At 59.3% G+C, this 20639-nt stretch carries 20 protein-coding genes; 4 read left to right on the top strand and 16 right to left on the bottom strand.

Annotated elements, in window-relative coordinates; translation table 11 throughout:
• Window positions 1-8: 8 nt before the first annotated feature.
• The 10 genes from folC to leuC all read right to left on the bottom strand — a co-directional run bounded on the left by folC (window position 9) and on the right by leuC (window position 12484).
• Complete coding sequence (gene folC / locus KQ940_RS00615; protein WP_217410744.1) at window positions 9-1292, bottom strand: bifunctional tetrahydrofolate synthase/dihydrofolate synthase; 1284 nt, start codon at window positions 1290-1292, stop codon at window positions 9-11.
• Window positions 1293-1341: 49 nt separating this feature from the next.
• Window positions 1342-2202 (bottom strand): acetyl-CoA carboxylase, carboxyltransferase subunit beta, encoded by an 861-nt coding sequence (gene accD / locus KQ940_RS00610; RefSeq protein ID WP_217410743.1) that lies wholly within the window; start codon window positions 2200-2202, stop codon window positions 1342-1344.
• 171 nt (window positions 2203-2373) lie between these two features.
• Window positions 2374-2997, bottom strand: a complete 624-nt coding sequence (locus KQ940_RS00605; RefSeq protein ID WP_343222593.1) for a phosphoribosylanthranilate isomerase — start codon at window positions 2995-2997, stop codon at window positions 2374-2376.
• 37 nt (window positions 2998-3034) lie between these two features.
• Window positions 3035-3898: a tRNA pseudouridine(38-40) synthase TruA gene (gene truA / locus KQ940_RS00600; RefSeq protein WP_217410741.1), complete on the bottom strand. Its 864-nt coding sequence runs from the start codon at window positions 3896-3898 to the stop codon at window positions 3035-3037.
• Between the two features lie 4 nt (window positions 3899-3902).
• Entirely contained in the window at window positions 3903-6779 is a 2877-nt protein-coding gene (locus KQ940_RS00595) for a FimV/HubP family polar landmark protein (protein WP_217410740.1), read from the bottom strand.
• A gap of 170 nt (window positions 6780-6949) precedes the next feature.
• Complete coding sequence (locus KQ940_RS23035) at window positions 6950-7951, bottom strand: Asd/ArgC dimerization domain-containing protein (RefSeq protein ID WP_217410739.1); 1002 nt, start codon at window positions 7949-7951, stop codon at window positions 6950-6952.
• Window positions 7952-8041: 90 nt separating this feature from the next.
• A complete protein-coding gene (asd, locus tag KQ940_RS00585) occupies window positions 8042-9157 on the bottom strand; it encodes an aspartate-semialdehyde dehydrogenase (RefSeq protein ID WP_217410738.1) in 1116 nt (371 codons plus the stop codon).
• Window positions 9158-9290: 133 nt separating this feature from the next.
• Window positions 9291-10373, bottom strand: coding sequence for a 3-isopropylmalate dehydrogenase (leuB, locus tag KQ940_RS00580; protein WP_217410737.1), 1083 nt, complete (start codon window positions 10371-10373; stop codon window positions 9291-9293).
• A gap of 25 nt (window positions 10374-10398) precedes the next feature.
• On the bottom strand, window positions 10399-11049 hold the full coding sequence (gene leuD / locus KQ940_RS00575; protein ID WP_217410736.1) for a 3-isopropylmalate dehydratase small subunit: 651 nt from the start codon (window positions 11047-11049) through the stop codon (window positions 10399-10401).
• A gap of 13 nt (window positions 11050-11062) precedes the next feature.
• Window positions 11063-12484 carry a 3-isopropylmalate dehydratase large subunit gene (leuC, locus tag KQ940_RS00570; protein WP_217410734.1) on the bottom strand — a complete coding sequence of 474 codons (1422 nt, stop codon included), beginning with the start codon at window positions 12482-12484 and terminating at the stop codon, window positions 11063-11065.
• 132 nt (window positions 12485-12616) lie between these two features.
• On the opposite strand from leuC, the gene KQ940_RS00565 reads away from it, so the two are divergent.
• Window positions 12617-13525 carry a LysR family transcriptional regulator gene (locus KQ940_RS00565; RefSeq protein WP_343222592.1) on the top strand — a complete coding sequence of 303 codons (909 nt, stop codon included), beginning with the start codon at window positions 12617-12619 and terminating at the stop codon, window positions 13523-13525.
• Here the strand turns inward: KQ940_RS00565 and KQ940_RS00560 are convergent.
• Window positions 13512-14114, bottom strand: a complete 603-nt coding sequence (locus KQ940_RS00560) for a glutathione S-transferase family protein (protein ID WP_217410733.1) — start codon at window positions 14112-14114, stop codon at window positions 13512-13514. The two genes, KQ940_RS00565 and KQ940_RS00560, sit on opposite strands and share 14 nt — an antisense overlap.
• A 145-nt stretch (window positions 14115-14259) precedes the next feature.
• On the opposite strand from KQ940_RS00560, the gene KQ940_RS00555 reads away from it, so the two are divergent.
• From KQ940_RS00555 to phaC, 3 genes are all read left to right on the top strand, one after another.
• On the top strand, window positions 14260-15120 hold the full coding sequence (locus KQ940_RS00555; RefSeq protein WP_217410731.1) for a LysR family transcriptional regulator: 861 nt from the start codon (window positions 14260-14262) through the stop codon (window positions 15118-15120).
• Window positions 15121-15211: 91 nt separating this feature from the next.
• Window positions 15212-16171 (top strand): poly(R)-hydroxyalkanoic acid synthase subunit PhaE, encoded by a 960-nt coding sequence (locus tag KQ940_RS00550; protein WP_217410729.1) that lies wholly within the window; start codon window positions 15212-15214, stop codon window positions 16169-16171.
• Complete coding sequence (gene phaC / locus KQ940_RS00545) at window positions 16168-17232, top strand: class III poly(R)-hydroxyalkanoic acid synthase subunit PhaC (protein ID WP_217410728.1); 1065 nt, start codon at window positions 16168-16170, stop codon at window positions 17230-17232. The genes KQ940_RS00550 and phaC overlap by 4 nt, the downstream gene beginning before the upstream one ends.
• A 3-nt stretch (window positions 17233-17235) precedes the next feature.
• Here the strand turns inward: phaC and phaR are convergent, their stop codons facing one another.
• The 5 genes from phaR to speD all read right to left on the bottom strand — a co-directional run bounded on the left by phaR (window position 17236) and on the right by speD (window position 20629).
• A complete protein-coding gene (phaR, locus tag KQ940_RS00540; protein WP_343222591.1) occupies window positions 17236-17733 on the bottom strand; it encodes a polyhydroxyalkanoate synthesis repressor PhaR in 498 nt (165 codons plus the stop codon).
• Window positions 17734-17773: 40 nt separating this feature from the next.
• On the bottom strand, window positions 17774-18028 hold the full coding sequence (locus KQ940_RS00535; protein ID WP_217410727.1) for a DUF6489 family protein: 255 nt from the start codon (window positions 18026-18028) through the stop codon (window positions 17774-17776).
• A gap of 86 nt (window positions 18029-18114) precedes the next feature.
• Window positions 18115-19293 carry an MFS transporter gene (locus KQ940_RS00530; protein ID WP_217410726.1) on the bottom strand — a complete coding sequence of 393 codons (1179 nt, stop codon included), beginning with the start codon at window positions 19291-19293 and terminating at the stop codon, window positions 18115-18117.
• A gap of 15 nt (window positions 19294-19308) precedes the next feature.
• A complete protein-coding gene (gene speE / locus KQ940_RS00525; RefSeq protein WP_217410725.1) occupies window positions 19309-20166 on the bottom strand; it encodes a polyamine aminopropyltransferase in 858 nt (285 codons plus the stop codon).
• The gene (speD, locus tag KQ940_RS00520) at window positions 20144-20629 is read right to left on the bottom strand and encodes an adenosylmethionine decarboxylase (RefSeq protein WP_217410723.1); all 486 of its coding nucleotides are present in this window, start codon (window positions 20627-20629) and stop codon (window positions 20144-20146) included. Before speD ends, speE begins: the two co-directional genes overlap by 23 nt.
• Window positions 20630-20639 lie beyond the last annotated feature (10 nt).

Below are 20639 nucleotides of genomic sequence, written 5' to 3'. Positions count from 1 at the left end.
TCCGGAGTTTAATTCGAGGCTTTCTCATCAAGCGCCTGCAGCGCCTGGCTGACAGTAACGAACGACCCCGCGACCAGCAATCGATCCCCCGGAGCCAACTGCTGCCGAGCGTCGGCCAGAGCCACGGCCACCCGATCATACTCGGCATGAACACGGCCACCGTTGGCGCGGACAGGTTCAGCCAGACGTTGGGCGGCCGCCCCCCTGGCGCCACCGAGAGAAACCGGGAACCAGAGATCGATCGAATGACCAAGCTTCTCGATGACGCTATCGATATCCTTATCGGCAAGCATGCCGATAACCAGCAGCGTGCGCCCCGATATGGGATGCTGATCCAGCCAGTTAGCCATGTAGGCAGCCGCTTCCGGATTGTGCGCCACGTCCAGTATGCACGGCCCCTCCGGTATGGAGACGCGCTGCATCCGGCCGGTCATCTTCGCATCGCGCAGCCCCTTGGCGACTTCAGCCGCCGAGATCTCCAGACCCAGCAACTGAATCACCTGGACCACGGTCGCCGCATTGATCACCGGCAGCTCCGGCTGGGGCAGTGTTTCATATACCTGCGACTCACGCGCCGCCCCGGTACCCCACCAACGCCAGTTGCCATTATCCAGTTCAAGCCCATAATCGCGATTGCGTACCCAAAGCGGCACGCCCCGTTCGGCACAGAGCGCGATCACACTTTCGGGAGGCTCCGGATCGCCGCACACAAGGGGTTTGCCAGCCCGTACGATACCGGCTTTCTCGCGGCCTATCTGCTCCCGGTCGCTACCCAGCCAATCGGTATGATCAAGGGCGATACTGGTAACGACGGCGATATCGCAATCGACGATATTGACGGCATCCAGACGTCCGCCGAGACCTATCTCCAGCAACAGCACATCAGGTTTCGCCTCGGCAAAACAGAGCAGCGCAGCGAGCGTACCGTACTCGAAGTAGGTCAGCTCGGTCTCGCCCCTCGCACGCTCAATCTTGCTAAACTGCTCGCAAATCAGCCGATCGCCGACCTCTTCGCCGTTAATGCATATCCGCTCGTTATAACGCAGGAAGTGGGGCGAGGTATAAACCCCGGTAGTCAGGCCCGCTGCCCTCAGAATCGAGTCCAGCATGGTCACTGTCGAACCCTTGCCGTTGGTGCCGGCAATCAGCACTTTGCGGCTCTGTCCGAGATCAATTGCCAATCGCTCGGCAACGCGCCGAATACGCTCAAGCCCGAGTTCAATTTCAGCCGGATGGCATGCCTCGATACGCTCAAGCCAGGCATCGAGGGTGGAGGGATAATCTGTGTGCATGGTTACTCCGGAACGGAAACGACCGCCGAACGGCGGTCGCTACTGGAGGTCAGGCCGCCGGCAGATGCAGCAGCTTGCGCAGGATTGAAGCGAGTCGCGGACGCATCTCGCGTCGTTCAATAATCATGTCCACCTGACCGTGCTCAAGCAGGAACTCACTGCGCTGGAAACCTTCTGGCAGCTTCTCGCGCACGGTCTGCTCGATAACCCTGGGCCCCGCAAAGCCGACCAACGCTCGCGGCTCTGCCACGTTAAGATCACCCAGCATCGCCAGACTGGCAGACACACCACCATAGACCGGATCGGTCAGCACCGAGATAAACGGCACGCCCGCGCGACGCATACGCTCCAGTGCAGCACTGGTTTTCGCCATCTGCATAAGCGAAATCAACGCCTCCTGCATGCGCGCGCCGCCGGAAGCGGAGAAACAGATCAGCGGCATCCGCTCTTCAAGCGCCAGGGTCGCTGCCCGTACGAAACGTTCACCAACCACCGCTCCCATGGAACCACCCATGAAGCGGAATTCGAAGGCGACCGCTGCGACCGGTATCCCCTCGAGTTCACCGCGCATCGCGATCAGCGCATCTTTTTCGCCGGTTTCGCGCTGCGCGGCGACCAGACGATCCTTATATTTTTTGGAATCGCGGAATTTCAGACGATCAACCGGCTCAACATCCGCACCAATCTCAACCGCACTCCCTTCGTCGAGGAACAGTTCGAGACGCCGACGAGCCGCCAATCGCATGTGGTGCTCGCACTTCGGGCAGACATTGAGGTTCTTTTCCAGCTCCGGGCGATAAAGCACCGCGTCACACTTGGGACACTTATCCCAAAGCCCCTCGGGGATACTGCTGCGTTTCTTTTCGCTGCGTACGAGGGATGGAACGATCTTTTCAAGCCAGTTGCTCATCTCTATCCTTTCCTGAAATTTCTCTTTTCAGCGCTCTGTACCCCGGCTTTCCGGGAGTGGCCAAAACGCTGGTACAGAATCTTATCCGGTCAACGGGCTAAAAGCGAAATCAGAAACGCTTTCATACCCACACATCAAATCCAGACACCGGACGGATCATCGGCTAACCGATCAACTCCGGTCCGTCAGTCTCACCTGCGCTATAAACGCCTGGATCTTCTGGCAGCTCTTGATACCCGGCGCCTCTTCAACACCGCCGCTGACGTCTACCGCAAAAGGCCGGACGCGTCGCACCGCCTGCGCCACATTATCCGGATTCAAGCCGCCGGCCAGAATAACCTCGGACGCCAACTCAGCCGGAATTCTATCCCAGTCAAAAGACTCCCCGGTGCCGCCCGGCACCCCTGGGCGATAGGCATCCAAGAGAAGGCCCCGCCCGGCGTGATACCTTTGCGACTGCTCCAGCAGATCCAGATCGGGCTTCATTCTCAGCGCCTTGATCCATGGGCGAGCGAAGCCCTGGCAGAACTCGGGAGACTCTTTGCCATGGAACTGCAGCAGATCCACCCGGGCATCCTTAACAACCCTATCGACCAGCTCCGGCGCAGGGTCAACGAAGAGCGCCGTCGTGGTCACGAACGCCGGCAACTGCTCTATGATACTGGCAGCGCGATCGACGTCGACGGCGCGCGGACTGGGATCGTAAAATACGAAACCCAACGCGTCGGCTCCGGCCTCCACCGCGCAGAGGGCATCCTCCAACCTGGTGATGCCGCAGATTTTAACCCGCGTCACCGAACTCTCCCGCTTTATTCATAAGGTCGAAATTCTATCAGAGCCTCGCCGAATCGTCAGGCCGGGAACCGGATAAAAAATAGGGACCTAGCGGCGACGCGGGCAGCTCAAACGCCCCCGGGTAGCGCACATCGACGAAATACAATCCCCAAGGTGGCGCCGTGACACCGCCCTGGCGCCGATCGCGGGCCTCCAGTACCTCGCGGGCCCAGACAGGCTCGGCCTCCCCCGCACCAATCTTCATCAGCACCCCGGCGATATTTCGTACCATATGGTGCAGAAAGGCGTTGGCACAGATATCGATCACAATCAGCTCGCCACTGCGGTAGACGTCAAGCGATCTCACCTCCCGCACCGGGCTATGCGCCTGACAGGCCACCGCGCGGTAGGAGGTAAAATCATGCTCGCCAACCAGAAAAGCAGCCGCTTCAGCCATGCGCGCCGTGTCGAGCTGCTTGTAGGTCCAGGTCACCCCCCGCGCCAACAGCGCCGGTTTAACCGGCGAGCTGTAGATCAGATAACGATAGCGTCGCTGCTCCGCCGAAAAGCGGGCATGGAATTCAGATCCAACGCGCTGAACCCAGAGGATGGCGATATCGTCCGGCAGATAGGTATTGCTTCCCATCACCCAGGCTCGCTCCGGCCGCTCAACCTGGGCATCGAAATGGATGATCTGGTAGCTTGCGCTTACCCCGGCATCGGTACGCCCGGCACAGATCACACCGACAGGATGGTTGGCGACACGCGATATCGCCCGCTCCACCTCCAACTGCACACAGCGAACGTTCTCACCGCTCTGCGCTTGCCAGCCGTTATATTGGGCGCCAGCGTACTCGACGGCCGCTGCGTAACGAAAGGGGGCGACTTCCGTCGCCCCCTGGTTGTGTTCCTGCTGTGTCATCAGGTTAATTCAGGGTCTCTAGCAAGAGTTCAGCCTCTCGGCGCTGATCGGGACTACCCTCATTGAGAATCTCATTGAGAATATCCTTGGCACCGTCCGAGTCCTCCATTTCGATATAGGCGCGTGCCAGATCGAGCTTGGTTTCGATCTCGTCAGCGCCGTCGAGCAGGTTCATCGAATCCAGCAGATCGTCGCCATCGTCCAGCTCCTCGGCACTATCTTCCTCCAGCGCAATCTCATCATCGGTGGAGGAAAGCAGGCTATCGAGTTCAGCATCCAGATCCATCTCAAGATCATGGGCGATGTTGGCCGTCAGTTCGTCCTCTACCATCTCGCTCTGCGTCGGTTTACGCTCGACCGGCTCATCCTCTTCCGGTTCAAACGAAGCCAGCATCGCATCGAGATCATCGAACTCTTCGGCAGCGGACGATGATGTCCCCTGCGCAACCTCGTCCTCTTCGATACCGACCACAGACTGCATCAGCTCCTCGATATCGTCGTCCTCCTCGAACGACTCATCATCAGGCGTGATGTCAACGGTACCTAGCCCCACAGACTCATCATCGTCAATCTCGACCTGCGCGTCTGTCAGCGGCTCCAGATCATCATCGGAGGTTTCGGGCAGCGACCCCAGCCCCTCTTTCTTCTCTGCAGGATCCTCGGCAAAGAAATCATCCAGGAAATCATCACCGGATTCACTGGCCGATACCTCGGTCGATGCGGTATCCACCGAGAAGTCCAGACCGGCCAGATCATCCTCTTCGGCCTCAGCCTTCTGGCCAAGGTCCTCTGCTGCCTCATCGGCAGCCGAGAGCTCCTTGGCCAGATCGAACTCAAGGTCGTCCGGCAGCTCCAGCACGTCCTCTTCATCTTCAACCTGCTGCTCGACCGCATCGATCGAGAAGTCCAACCCATCGAGCTCGTCGTCCTCGGCGTCCTCGGCCGTCACCTCTTGCGCGGGAGACTCAGGGTTAAGTTCAAGATCGTCCAACGGACCAGGCAGATCGTCATCGAAATCGTCAGCGCCAGCGGTTTCCGACAACAGATCATCCAGACCGGTGTCGATATCCGCCTCTGCTTCTGCCTCGGCACTGCCTGCAAGGATGTCGTCCAGCGCCGAATCAAGCGACTCATCTGCCTCAGAGGGCTGTTCGATCTCATCGATACCAAGATCGAACTCTTCGTCATCGATCGCTTCCCTTACCTGCTCGGATGCTGCCGTAGCACTTTCATCCAGGTCGAGCTCCATATCCATGTCGAGATCGAGATCCAGATCGTCAATCTCGTCATGCGTGCTTTCTGCTGGCGGCTCCTCTACAACCGGAGTTTCGGCCTTGGCCTCTTCCGGCTCGCTCACCGCTGCCGCTACCGCACCAGCGGCTACTGTAGCAGCGGCCATTTGCGGGATGGCATCGGTGTCGGTCTTGGCGGTTTTGTCAGTCTCGACGACAAGTTCTGCTTGGCCAGGCTCTTTATGCTTTTTCTTGCGCAGCGCCAACAGCAAGCCAAGCAGCACCGCTACCGCACCGGCACCGATCCCCCCCAGTAATGCGGGGCTCTGCATGACCTTATCGATAAAGCTGCCTTCATTGGCAGACGCCGCGGCCGCTTCCTTCTGCTGCAGCTGTTGCTGCATCATCGCCAACTCTCGATCCTTGAGTTCGATCAGGCGCTGCAACTTATCCAGCTGGGAGGCGATCGCATCGACCTTATCGTTCAGCTCGCCGTTCTCACGTTCGATAACCGAGATCGACTCTTGCGTAACGAGCAGTCGATTTTCCAACTCCTCATTGCGCTGAATCAGTGTTTGCTCGGACATCGTTGCGTCCTGCGCACTTTGTCCAGCGTCGCCAGACGCCTGCTCCGTCGCCGACATATCGTCCGACGTAGCCGACTGGGCAACAGATTCGGCGTTATCGCCTTCTGGTGCCACGACCTTCAACTGACTTGCTGGCTCCTCTGTCTCGACAGCTTCGGCCGGCGCAGCCTGCTGCTTAGGCTTTACCGGCTCAGAGGGCTTTCCCGCAACGACAGCCTCTTCCGCCTTCATGCTTTCCACGGCAGGCTTGGGAGCATTACGCCCCTGGCGCCAGACCTGTGTCTGCCGCGCCGCCTCAGCTTTCGCCTGAGCAGGTGTCAGTGTATTGATTTCATCGAGTGTCGGCAGGCGCATGACTGTGCCGGCCTTCATGACATTGATATTTCCGGTCGGGAAGGACTCGGGATTCTTGCGCACCAGCGCCAGCATCATCTGCTCGGGCGTCACCTGGCTGTCGGGACGATGCTTAAGCGCCAACTCCCAAAGGGTGTCATGCACATCCACATAGACCTCGGCATTCGGGTCCATGCGGGTCTTTATGTTGGATCTGCTTTCGGGGCGGGAGGGTTTGGATGTCAGAGGCTTTGCCGCTGCAGGCTGAGACATGTTGGCAGCTGTGGACTGCGCCTGCTGCACACTGGTCACACCCGGAACCGGCGTAGGATCAAACACCGGAGGGTCGAGCAGCAGCGTGTATTCACGCACCAGGCGACCCGCCGGCCAATTCACCTCGACCAAAAAGTTCAGGAACGGCTCTTTGATCGGTGTCGTGGATTTCAATCTGATAACACCGGTGCCATCCGGCATCACCCGGACATCGAAGCTCACATCGGATAGAAACCTCGACTTACTGATACCGGCGAGCGAAAACTCATCGATATCGGCCATCCGAGGCTGAATCTGAAGAGGCGACAAATCGCGCACCTGCAGCAGCTTTATCTCCGCGTTCAGCGGTTCGTTAAGCGCGGAGTTTACCCGGATTTCACCCAGTCCCAGTGCATTGGCTTGAGTAGCGCTAAGCGCCCCGGCAACCGCGAGGCTTAAGGCAAGTTTGCGCAGCATTGATTTGATTCCCTCTTGTATGACTCGCGCCCTCCGATGAATATGTCACCAAAATCAGAGAGTTGCGTTTCCAGCGTCATCGCCAAGTATTATTGATAACTGCCACGTGGGTCAAGACGGTGTCCAAACAGATGTTTATGCACAGCCAATCTCCCTAATCGGCGCCATTTTTACCGAGAACAGTGCTGCTTTTGCCAACCATCCGCAATCTGGATGGCGTTCAGCGCGCCGCCCTTGCGAAGGTTATCGGTCACGGCACAGATTCCAAAAGCACAATCTCCTCCCTCCTCAAGCCGCAACCTGTCCAGATGGACCAGGTCATTCCCTGCCGCAGATCCGACCGGCGTTACCGGATTGGTACTGCGATTCATCTGCAGCCCCGGCGCCTTGCCCAACAGCGAGGCAGCATGCTCGAGATCCACCGGATGGGCTGTTTCAGCCTGCAGCGTCACAGCGACACCATAAAAGATCGGCAGCTGCAAAACATTGACGACGATCTCAATCTGATCGTCATCGAGCAACGCCCGGACCTCGGTTGCAAACCGACGCTCCACTTCGGAGAACCCTTCGCTATCGAGAACTCCGACCTGAGGCATCAAATTAAACGCGTACTGTGTCGAAAAGAGTGTCGCTTCCGCATCACGCCCATTGAGCAGTCGCGCCGTTTCGGCCGCCAGGGCTTCAACCCCCTGGTGCCCCAGAGATGCAGCAGACTGCATTGCGACTGCATTCAGGCGCAACACCTGATAGTCAGCCTGCAGCGGCGCCAGCGCCATCGCGGCGGCGATGCTGGCGGCATCGGGACACCCCAGCACATCGCCACGCCGAATATCGGCAAGCTTATCGCCATTCACCTCCGGAACGATCAGCACGGCCTCGCTCTGCCGTGCCGGGAACAGGTCGATCAGCAGCGCGCCGCTGCCCTTGATTCGCGCCAGCTGCGCCGGATCCAGATCCGGGTCGCACAGAAAGACAACATCCAGGTCCGACTCGATATCAGTGGTTTCGATCGGTCTGACCCGAACGGCACTGCCCCGGAACATCAGGGAGCGCCCGGCCTCATCCTCGCGGTCGTACAGCCGCAGACGTTCAACTTCAAGCGCATGGCCGTCAAGGAGTTCAAACAGATTTTCACCGGTCAGGGTACTGGGTCCAACTATCGCTACGTTCACTATCTACGTGTTCCGTCAGTGGTTACAAACAAAACAGCCCGGCCAGTCATCATCGACCGGGCCGGGCTGGTTATCGGTTCGCGCCTTGGATCAGCCTTCAAGCAGGATCCGCAGCATGCGACGCAACGGTTCGGCCGCGCCCCAGAGCAACTGGTCGCCGACACTGAACGCATTCAGGTAGTCGGGACCCATCTTCATTTTGCGCAGACGACCGACCGGGATGCCCAGGGTGCCGGTCACCTTGGCCGGCGACAGATCGCGCATGGTGATCTCACGCTCGTTCGGTACCACGCTGACCCAATCGTTCGCCTCGGCGATCATCGCCTCGATCTCGTCCAGCGGTGCGTCCTTGGTCAGTTTGACGGTGAACGCCTGGCTATGGCAGCGCATGGCGCCGATCCGTACGCAGGTGCCATCGATCGGCACCGGGGAGTCGGACAGCCCGAGGATCTTGTTGGTCTCGACGAAGCCCTTCCACTCCTCCTTGCTCTGACCATCCTCGACCGCCTTGTCGATCCAGGGGATCAGGGAGCCGGCCAGCGGCACACCGAAGTTGGCGGTAGCGAATTCACCGGAGCGCATGGTCTCGGCCACCTGACGATCGATATCCAGAATAGCGGATGACGGATTGGCCAGCAGCGCGTCGGATCCGGCGTGAATCTGCCCCATCTGCTTGATCAGTTCGCGCATGTTCTGCGCACCGGCACCGGATGCGGCCTGGTAAGTCATGGAGCTGATCCACTCCACCAGACCCGCCTTGAACAGACCACCGAGGCCCATCAGCATCAGCGAGACTGTGCAGTTGCCGCCGATGTAGTTCTTGACGCCCTTGCTCAGGCCGTTCTTGATCACATCCAGGTTGACCGGATCGAGCACGATGATGCTGTCGTCGGCCATACGCAGGGTGGAGGCGGCATCGATCCAGTAGCCGTCCCAGCCGGCGGCACGCAGCTTGCCGAACACCTCGGTCGTGTAGTCACCACCCTGGCAGGAGATAATCGCGTCCATCTGTTTCAGCTCGTCGATATCGCGAGCGTCCTTCAGTGCCGGAATCGCCTTGCCGATCTCCGGTCCGGCTGCGCCAACCTGAGAAGTGGTGAAAAATACCGGCTCGTCAATGTGATCAAAGTCCTTCTCCTCCAGCATACGCTGCATCAGGACCGATCCGACCATTCCTCGCCAGCCTACAAAACCTACACGCTTCATTCGTGCCCCCAATAATATGGATTTCTTTTAACCTGCCCGCTCTAAACAGGGTGCCGACAGATACGGCAACGGGACGGGCTTGCGCCCATCCCGCCTGGAACCTGCCGGGCTTTAACCTATAGGGTATGTCAGCTTAGCTGCTCAGTGCTGCGACCACAGCATCACCCATTTCGGATGTGCCGACCTGACGCATACCTTCAGAGAGGATATCGGGCGTTCTCAGCCCCTGATCCAGTACCTTGCTGACGGCCGCTTCGATTGCATCGGCCGCTTCGCCCTGATCAAGCGAGTAACGTAACATCATAGCGGCTGAGAGGATGGTTGCCAACGGGTTGGCCTTGCCCTGACCGGCAATATCGGGCGCCGAACCGTGGCAGGGTTCGTACATACCCTTGCCGTTCTTGTCCAGCGACGCGGAGGGCAGCATACCGATGGAACCGGTCAGCATGGCGGCCGCGTCGGAGAGGATATCGCCGAACATGTTGCCGGTGACGATAACGTCGAACTGCTTGGGCGCGCGCACCAGCTGCATCGCCGCGTTGTCGACGTACATGTGGCTCAGTTCGACATCCGGATACTCCGCCTTGAGCTCCTCCATGATCTCGCGCCAGAGCACCGTCACTTCCAGCACGTTGGCCTTGTCGACCGAGCACAGCTTCTTGTTGCGGGCACGAGCCGCCTCGAACGCGACACGGCCGATACGGCGGATCTCGTTCTCGTCGTAGACGTAGGTGTTGTAACCCTCGCGGATACCGCCCTCTTTTTCACGGATGCCGCGCGGCTTGCCGAAGTAGATGCCGCCGGTCAACTCACGCACGATCAGGATATCCAGACCCGACACCACCTCCTCCTTCAGCGTGGAGGCGTGCGCCAGCTGCGGATAGAGGATCGCCGGACGCAGGTTGCCGAACAGCTCAAGCTCCGTGCGCAGGCCCAGCAGCCCCTTCTCCGGACGGATCTGGAAATCGGGGTTGGTGTCCCACTTCGGGCCACCGACGGCGCCCAGCAGGATCGCATCGGCCGCCTTTGCCGCCTCCAGCGTCTCCTCCGGCAGCGGCTTGCCGGTAGCGTCGATAGCCGAACCGCCCACCAGCGCCTCGCTCAACTCGAGACCCAGTGAAAACTTCTCGCTGACGACCTCCAGCACTTTGCGTGTTTCCGCCACGATCTCCGGGCCGATGCCGTCACCCGGCAGCAGCAGTACTTTCTTGCTCATTGTAGTGTCCTGAATCCTGTATCAATCAGTTATGGATGGCATCAAACAACCAGGGCGCTTCCTGGCGACGGCGTGCCTCGTAGGCTTTGATCTCGTCGGCATGCTGCAGCGTCAGCCCGATATCGTCCAGTCCGTTGAGCAGGCAGTGCTTGCGGAAGGCGTCGACCTCGAACGCGAACTCCTCGCCCGACGGCGTCACAACCACCTGGCGCTCCAGATCCACGGTCAGTTGGTAACCCTCGTTCGCTTCCACCTCCTTGAACAGCTGATCGACCTGCGCCTCACTCAGGATGATCGGCAGCAGGCCGTTCTTGAAGCAGTTGTTGTAGAAAATATCGGCGAAGCTCGGCGCGATGACGGCACGGAAACCGTAATCGTCCAGCGCCCAGGGCGCGTGCTCACGGCTGGAGCCACAACCGAAGTTCTCCCGCGCCAGCAGCACGCCGGCACCGGCATAGCGCGGCTGGTTAAGCACGAAGTCGGGGTTCAGCGGCCGACCGGCACAATCCTGGTCCGGTTGTCCCTCATCCAGGTAGCGCAATTCATCGAACAGATTGGGGCCGAACCCGGCACGCTTGATCGATTTCAAAAACTGTTTCGGGATGATCATGTCGGTATCGACGTTGGCACGATCCAGCGGTGCCGCGATACCGGTGTACTGGGTAAATTTTTTCATCTCTCGCGACTCCTTACTGGTTCATCATCTCGCGGACATCGACAAAGTGGCCAGCGATCGCCGCCGCTGCCGCCATCGCCGGGCTGACCAGGTGGGTACGCCCACCGAAGCCCTGACGCCCCTCGAAGTTGCGATTCGAGGTCGACGCGCAGTGCTCGCCCGGCCCCAGCTTGTCCGGGTTCATCGCCAGACACATGGAGCAGCCCGGCTCGCGCCACTCAAGCCCTGCTTCGATAAAGATCTCGTCCAGACCTTCCGCTTCCGCCTGCGCCTTGACCAGACCGGAGCCCGGCACCACCAGCGCCTGCTTCAACGTTGCGGCGACCTTGCGCCCCTTGACCACCTCGGCGGCGGCACGCAGATCCTCGATTCGCGAGTTGGTGCAGGAGCCGATAAACACCCGATCCAGTCGAATGTCAGTGATCTTCTGGTCCGCCTCGAGCCCCATATATTTCAGCGCACGACGAATACCGTCGGCCTTGACCTGATCCCCCGCCCGTTCCGGGTTGGGTACGGTGCCGTCGACCGCCACCACCATCTCCGGCGAGGTGCCCCAGGTCACCTGAGGCTTGATCTCCTCGGCGCGGATCTCGACCACGCGATCGAACACCGCATCCTCATCGGAGACCAGATCCTTCCAGGCTGCAGCCGCCTGTTCGAACGAATCGCCCTGCGGCGCGAAGGGGCGACCACGGAAATAGTCGATAGTCTTGTCATCCACCGCGACCAGACCGACACGGGCGCCCGCCTCGATCGCCATGTTGCAGATCGTCATCCGTCCTTCGACGGAGAGACTGCGAATCGCCGAGCCACCGAACTCGATGGCGCAGCCGGTGCCGCCGGCGGTGCCGATCACACCGATAATGTGCAGCACCACGTCCTTGGCGGTCACGCCCGCGCCCAGCTCACCGTCGACGCGCACCAGCATGTTCTTCATCTTCTTGGCGATCAGACACTGGGTAGCGAGCACATGCTCCACCTCGGAGGTGCCGATACCGTGCGCCAGCGCACCGAAGGCGCCATGGGTCGAGGTGTGCGAGTCACCACAGACCACGGTAGAACCGGGCAGCGTCATCCCCTGCTCGGGGCCGACCACATGTACTATGCCCTGGCGGCTGTCGTTCATCTTGAACTCGACGATACCGAAATCATCGCAGTTGGCATCCAGCGTCTTGACCTGAATGCGCGACACCGGGTCGACGATCTGGTCGACGCCACCGGAGCGCTCGGTGGTCGGCACGTTGTGGTCGGGTGTCGCCAGGTTGGCGTCGATACGCCAGGGTTTACGACCAGCCAGACGCAGCCCTTCGAACGCCTGCGGCGAGGTCACTTCATGCAGAATCTGGCGATCGATATAGATCAGCGCACTGCCGTCTTCGTTCTGGCGCACCAGATGAGCGTCCCAGAGCTTGTCATAGAGGGTTTTACCGGCCATCAGCGTATCCCCGTGTTTGTGTTAACCGATTTGGAGTGAAACTGATGCTAGTGCAGTTGCCTGAAATAGACAAATTCATTATTTTTCTAAAATAGATTCCAAAACAGAATAGATAGACACAACGAACCCAAGATGCAGCCACAAATGGATAGCGCTGGCCTAACGGCCTTCGTACGCGTAGCGGAAACCGGCTCCTTCTCGCTGGCAGCCGATCAGTTGTTCCTGACTCAGTCCGCGATCAGCAAACGGGTCGCCCAGCTCGAAACACAGCTCGACTGCCGGCTGTTCGACCGCATCGGACGCCAGGTCAGTCTGACCGAGGCCGGCCGCACACTGCTGCCCCAGGCGCGCCAGATTCTGCATGCGTTCGAGGACGCGGCCCGTTCGTTGCAGAATCTGTCCGGCAGCGTCAGCGGTCGCCTGTCGCTGGCCGCCAGCCACCATATCAGCCTGCACAGACTGCCGCCGGTGTTGCGTGCCTATGCTCGCGCCTTTCCCCAGGTCGAGCTGGATCTACGCTTCGACGAGTCGGAGGTGGCCTATGACCGCGTGCTCAAAGGCGATCTGGAGCTGGCGCTGATCACACTCGCCCCCAAAGCCGACCCGCGCATACTCGGCGAAACCCTATGGGTGGATTCACTGCAGTATGTCGTCGCCGACGATCACCCCCTGGCCTCGGAGCAGGCGCCGAGCCTGAGCCAACTTAACCGCTATCCGGCCCTGCTGCCTGCACCCGACACATTCACTCACCAGTTGGTCCGCGAACAGCTTTCCCAACTGAGGCTGGTACCCAACCTGGGGATGAGCACCAACTACCTGGACACCATCCGCATGATGGTGCGCATCGGCCTGGGCTGGAGTCTGCTGCCGGAGACCATGATCGATGCGGGATTGACGCGATTGCCGATCGCCCGCGAACCCATACTGCGCCCGCTCGGTCTGATCTATCATCGCGATCGCACCCTGTCCAACGCGGCCCGGGAACTGGTCAAGCTGCTGCGCGAGCATGCAAAGGGTGCGGAAGGCTCTACTCGGCCGTAATCAGGCTGTGATTCGGCCGGGATGCGATCCTGTCCAGCCACCGGCCGATATGGGGATAGTCCGCCAGATCGAACCCGCCCTCGTCCGCCACATGGGTGTAGGCATAGAGCGCAATATCTGCGATGGTGTAGCGCTCGGCAGCAAACCAGTTATGCCGCGACAGGTGATCATCCATGACCGCCAGTGCTGCGCGCCCCTGGGCCTGCTTGCCGGCCAGCTGAGCCTTGCGCTCTTCATTCAGCCCCAGATGGCCTAGCCAGAAACGCGGCGTGGCGATATTGGGTTCATGGCTGTACTGCTCGAAACTCATCCACCTCAGCACCTGAGCCTGATCCCAATGCGATTCCGGCCAGTACTCGGTGCCCTGAGCCAGGTAGTAAAGAATGGCGTTGGACTCGCTCAGATGGCGCCCGTCGTCCAGTTCAAGCACCGGAATCTTGCCTGCCGGGTTCATAGCGAGAAAGCCGGGGGTCCGGGTCTCGCCCTGAACAATATCGTAGTGGCGATACTCATAAGGCCGCTGCAACAGGTTCAGCAACAGGCGCACCTTATAGCCGTTGCCGGAGGGGAGATAGTCGTGCAGGATCATTGTCGTCTCCAATCAGTAAAGTGAAAGGCCGGCCGGCCAGGCGCTCCTTCGAACACCGAACGGCAGTTTCCCTTGTCTCCCTCCCGGCAACAATCGAATAATATTGAGATCAGCCATAAGCAACGCTGATGGATAGAGGAACCAGATGGACATCGACCTGTTGCGCGCCTATATCGCTGTCGTCGACACCGGCAGCCTGACCCGCGCCGCCCGCCGGACACATCGAACCCAAGCCGCGCTCAGCATGCAGATGAAACGACTCGAGGAACAGTCCGGCTGCACTCTTTTCTTCAAGGAGGGGCGCAGCCTGGAGCTGACCCACGAGGGCAAGCAGTTGGTCAGCTACGCCCGGCGCTTGCTGGCCCTGCACGACGAGGCACTGAATCAACTCAGAACGGACAGCGCCCTGCCGCCGCTGCGTATCGGCAGCCCGGACGACTATGCTCAGCACCTGCTCCCGCTGGTGGCCGAGGCGATTCAGGCGCGGCATCCCGATCTGCAACTGCAGTTGACCTGCGCCCCCACAAGCAAATTGAGGCCGCTGCTCGATGATGGCGCGTTGGACCTGGCGATTCTGACCCGAGCAGTCGACAATGACGAAGGCCACCTGTTGATGCATGATCGCGGGATCTGGATTCAACATCCACAGTTTGACCCGCTGCAACACACCGGCCTCCCGCTGGTGTTGTATGAGGCGGATTGCAAATTTCACAGCTCGGCGCTCGACGGACTCAACAAGGCGCATCGCACCTACCGAATCAAGGCACTCAGTTCCAATGCCGGTGCGTTGATGGCACTGGTACGCCAGGGCCAGGCGATCACCGCGGCGGCCTCCGCCTCGCTACCGACCGACCTGGTGGAGGTCGACACCGCACTCGACCTGCCGCCGCTGCCGGCCATCGATATCGTACTGGTCAGCTCGGTGACCGGGCACCCTCTGCTTTCAGCCAATTGGGCAGGCGAGTTGGCGCGACAGGTGGCCACTCGAATCGAGAGCCGCAGGTAAGGGTACCGCACTCTCCCCGGCTCCACGCTGGCATTCGCCTACCGCGGCACGGTAAGATCGCGTCATTAGATTTCTGCACACGGAGAAGCTTGTGGCCGATGACCTGCTGAAAATGATGCAGCAGTGGATGACGCAGCTTGAGCGCAGCACCGAAGGCTCTGATAGTGCCTCTTCCGAGCCCTGGTGGCAGTTGCTGCAAGAGCGGATGCCCGACGACCAGCTACCGCCACAGCAGGCGGAGCTGCTGGCTCTGCTCACCCAGCAATCGCTTGAGTTCACCCGCTTTGGCCAACAGTTGATCAGCCAGTTGGAGCAGAACGGCTCGCACAGCGAAATGAGCGGACTGGTAAACCAGTTCCACAACCACCTGAGGCACCTGACCCAGGAGTGGATACTGAAGCGATGGCAGTTACCGGAGCAACTGGGCGCCCTGTTTCGTACTCACAGTTTCCAGGACGATCTGTTGCTCGACAACCCCTTCATCCACGGTATGAAGAGCTTGCTCAATACCCCCTCGCTACTGGGTCTGCAGCACAGCATGCAACGCCAGATGAAAGAGGGTATCGACCTGCTGATCGACTACGAGCAAGCCCTGCGCGACTATTCCGCCCATTACGCCGAGATCAACACCGGCGCGACATCCCGCTTTCTCGAACAGATTGAGGCGTCAGACCCGGCAATCGCCTCGCTTGGCCAGCTACACGATCTCTGGGTGGAAGCCTATGAAGGCAGCTACGCCGAACGGATAGCCACACCGGGATACCGAGACGCTCACGGCCGTATCAGCAACGCCGTCATGTCCTTGCGCCACTTCCTGCAGGAGCTGCGCAACACTCAACTGCAGCAACTCGGCATACCCAGCAATACACAGATGGAACTGATCTACCAGCGCCTCAACGACCAGCGGCGTGAGCTGAAGCAGCTTCGCCGCGAAGTCGCGGCACTGAGCTCTCTACGTGAGGAGATCGCACAGCTCAAGCGCCGCAGCGCTCCCTCAGGCAAAGCAAACCGTAGGGCGCCGACCAAGACAAAAAGCGAAAACAAGGCATGAAGGGATTACAGCTGGATCCGGAAACAATTCGGCAGGAGCTGGTGCTGTTCAATCAGCGTCTTCAGCAGAGCTATGAGACGCTGAAGACGATTGAAGGCGTCGATGTGGGCACAACCCCTCGCTCCGAGATATACCGCAACGACAAAACTCGGCTATATCACTACACGCCGCGCAACCAAACGCAGAACCGGCTCCCCCTGCTGATCTGCTACGCCCTGGTCAACCGCCCCTACATCGCCGACCTTCAGCCCGATCGTTCCCTAATCGCCTCACTGCTGGATCAGGGCATACCCGTTTACCTGATCGATTGGGGCTACCCGGATGAAGGGGACCGCTATCTCGATCTGGACGATTACATCGAGGAGTACCTGGATGGCTGCGTGAACGCCTGCATCGAGCATGCCGCCAGCGACAAGGTAAACCTGCTCGGCATCTGCCAGGGAGGCACCTTCAGCCTCTGTTACACGGCTTTGCACCCTGAGCGGGTGCGCAACCTGATCACCATGGTTACGCCGGTCGACTTTCACACCGACGACTTCATTCTGAGCCACCTGGCCATGAAAGTGGATGCCGATCTGGCCGTGGCCACCTACGGCAATATTCCGGGCGAGGTGCTTAACGATACCTACAACTCGTTAATGCCGATGCGACTGGGCGTACAAAAAAACCTAGGGTTGCCGGCGCAGTTGAGCGACCGTGACAAGGCACTCAACTTCCTACGCATGGAGCAGTGGATCAATGATGGGCCGGATCAGGCAGGCGAAGCCTTCCGCAGCTTCATCCAGCAATTTTTTCAACGCAATCTGTTACTCAAGGGCGAAGTGAAAATCGGCTCCAAACAGATTGATTTAAAAACGATTAACCAGCCGATCTTGAACATCATAGGCGCTCACGACCACCTGGTTCCACCCTCCTCATCCCGGGCACTGGAAACTGCCACCTCCAGTCAGGACTATAACGAAATATGTGTTAACGCAGGCCATATCGGCGTATTCGTCAGCAGCCGGGCACTGAAGCAGGTACCGGAAAGCATCGCGCGCTGGCTGCAGGCGCGCGATTAGCCTTTAGCCTTTTTTGTGTTTCCCCTCGTCACCGCTCTCCGGCTTAGATTCCTGCTTGGACTCATCCTTGGTGCCCTCACTGCGGGGGGAGAACATGTTCCACACCGCCATATTCTGGTCGGCGATGCGGTTCATCATGGTCAGCGGATTCGCGGCACCGATCATGGTTTGCATCTGTTCGCGAATACGGTCCTGATGCTCGAGAAAAGCGGCAATACTCTGCTCGAGATACTGGCTCATCATCCCCTGCATGCTGTCACCGTAGAAACGGATCAATTGCTGCAACACCTGGTTGGTCAACAGCGTGCCATGACCCTCCGCCTCCTGCTCACTGATGATCTGCAGCAGGATATTGCGGGTCAGGTCGTTGCCGGTTTTTGAGTCCTGAACCTGGAACTGTTCACCATTGAGGACAAGCTGTTTGACATCCTCCAGCGTCACGTAACAGCTGCGAGAAGTATCATACAGCCGGCGGTTGGTGTACTTCCTTAATATGCGCACGTCTGTCTCCTTCATTGTCTCGCTTCTACCTCGAACTGGATCAGTCCTTACGGTCCTCGCTGCGACCGTACTGACTCATCATGCTGAATAACATTTTCTGGAATGCCTCCATGGAGCCTATCCCCTGGCTCATGTATGGCTTGAGCAGCGTCAGCGGATCGTAACCCTCCGCACCCGCATCCATCTGCTCACGAATACGACTGATCATCTCATCCTGCAGCGCAGCAACATCGGGCAGCCCCAGCGCCCTGCGCAACTCCTCAGGCGTCATGTCGATATTGATCGTAAATTTCATACCAGCCCCGCTAACTTTCGACGAGCTCAACGGCCGCCCGGCTAACTATTTGAATAATAGTATAAGACCCCCGGCACGATACAGCGTCAAGCGCTATTTTGCTGCACCTTTTCCGGATAAATCCAGACCGATGTCAACACTATAGCGACAAGACACGCAAGCGCGGAAACCAGAAAAGCGGGCATCCCACCCCCCTGCTGCCATATCCAGCCCGCAGCAACGGACCCCAGCAGACCTCCCGCGCCAAAGCCCAGGCTGGAAAACAGTGCCTGTCCCCGCCCCTGTGCAAAAGGAGGAAAATAATGCTGCACCAGCGCGATTCCCGCGATATGCAAGCTGCCGAAACTGGCCGCGTGAAGTAACTGAGCCAGCATAAGCGGAAGGATATAGTCGGGCAGCAAGGCGGTAAGCACCCAACGCAACACGCTCAACCAGAGGCTGACCAGGATGATCGTGCGCAACGACCAGCGCAGCAGAACCCTGCGCATATAGAAGAACAGTACGACCTCTGCCAACACACCGAGCGACCAGAGCGCGCCGATGACGCCGCGACTGTACGCCAACTGCTCCAGCATGGGGCTGAAAAAGCTGTAGTAAGGCCCGTGTCCGAACTGGATCAGGAAGCAGACGGCAAAGAAGGCGAGCACCTGAGGCCGTTTAAGCAGCGGCATAAACGCCTGACCATTCGCCGCCTCGGACCCATCCTCCCGCCCCTGTCCCTGACGAACGATCAGGGTGTTCAGCCAGATCAGCATCAGCAACCCAAGCAGAATCCAGGGCAGCATCCGAATCGATACCAGATCCATCAGGTACCCTGTACCGGCAACCGAAGCGATGAAGCCTATCGATCCCCAAACCCTGATCCGGCTGTAATCGTGCTTATCCTCACCCAGGTAGCGCAGAGTTACGACTTCGAATTGAGGCAGAATCGCGTTCCAGAAGAAGCTGAACGCCAGTGTTACCAGGCCGATATAGAGCGCCTGTTCAGCCCAGAAGATGAGTGCGAAGACGATCCAGGCGGCAAGCGAACCCAGCCGCACGATCAGCATCCTGTGACCGCTACGATCGGCCAGCCAGCCCCACAACGAGGGTGCGATGATGCGTGTCGCGTGCAACATGCCCATCAGAATGCCGATCAACTCCGGCCCGAATCCGAAGGATTGCAGGTAGAGGCTCCAGTAAGGCACCAGAGCACCCAGAAAGGCGAAGTAGAACAGATAAAACCCGGATAACCGGATACGGGGTATTGCCGCTTCCGAGCGCATCAACCCTCCACCCGCTCAGTTCCCCGATAAGGCGTCGAGAATATACTGCGGCAAGGCAAAGCTGCCAGTATGGATCTGCGGATTGTAGTAGCGGGTACGGATAGCGGCGGCCAGGTAGCGCCGCTCCAGCTCAGCCCCTGCAACTTGGCGCAGCGCGGGATTATCGCTGGCCCAGGCGAAAGTCATCACACCGCCCGCGTAGGTCGGCACAGCCGCACAATAGAAGGTTTGATCGGTGAACAGGGGCGACAGCCGCCGTTGAGTATTGCGTACCTCGTCCAGCTGCAGAAAGGCGACGCCGTTCTGCGCCACGAACACGCCCCCCGGATTCAGGCAGCGCTTACAGCCGACATAGAACTCGCTGGTGAACAGCACTTCTCCAGGCCCCACCGGATCGGTGCAATCCGAGATGATCAGATCGTACCGTTCATGACAGTCGCGCACATATTCGACACCATCCGCGATCACGATACTGACCCGCGGGTCATCGAAGGCGCCCGCAGAATGGCCGGGCAGATAGCGCCGACACATATCGATCACTGCCTGATCGATCTCGACCTGGGTCACCGCTTCGACAGAGGAATGCTTGAGCACTTCACGCAGCATGCCGCCATCCCCCCCGCCGATGATCAGGACACGCTTGGCCTGACCATGCGCCAGCAGCGGTACGTGGGTGAGCATTTCGTGGTAGATGAACTCGTCGCGCTCTGTGGTCTGCACTATGCCATCCAGCGCCAGCACCCGGCCAAAGGTCGCGTTACGAAATATCAGCAGTTCCTGATGTTCGGAACGATGCTCAAACAGCAGCTCATCGACCGAGAAACTCTGCCCGTACCCGCCGTGAAGCGTCTCAACGAAGGTGGTCGTCGTCATCTATCGCTATCCGTCCTCGCAGTATCTCCTGAACCCGGGTTTCGCTGGGCTCAAAGGCGCTTTCGAGTACCGCTATGGTCTGCTCCGGCCGGGCTTTACCGCACATAAACACATCAAAGGCGGCGAACTCACGCTCCGGCCAGGTATGCACACTGATGTGCGATTCGGCGAGTACAGCCACACCGGATATGCCGCCATTCGGAGTGAAATGATGCAGGTGGAGATGCAGCAGCGTAGCACCGGCAGCGCGTACAGAGTCACGCAGCGCATGCTCCATTCTTTCCAGATCATCCAGATTGGACGCGCCCAGCAGATCGATGATCAGGTGGGTACCAGCGAAACGATAGCCTGCACGCTCAATAAAATAGTCCTTGCGCGTCTCCCTGTTTCCATGAGCATAGGCGGGCCAATCCCCTTCGCCAGCGGACAGCGTCTGATCCTGCTTGTCTGTCAGATCATCCATACTCGTTGCT

This window comes from Marinobacterium ramblicola (assembly GCF_019084545.1).
Lineage (GTDB): Bacteria > Pseudomonadota > Gammaproteobacteria > Pseudomonadales > Balneatricaceae > Marinobacterium_D > Marinobacterium_D ramblicola.
Note: the sequence above shows the minus strand (reverse complement) of the source record. Positions and strands in the feature narration are given on the sequence as shown.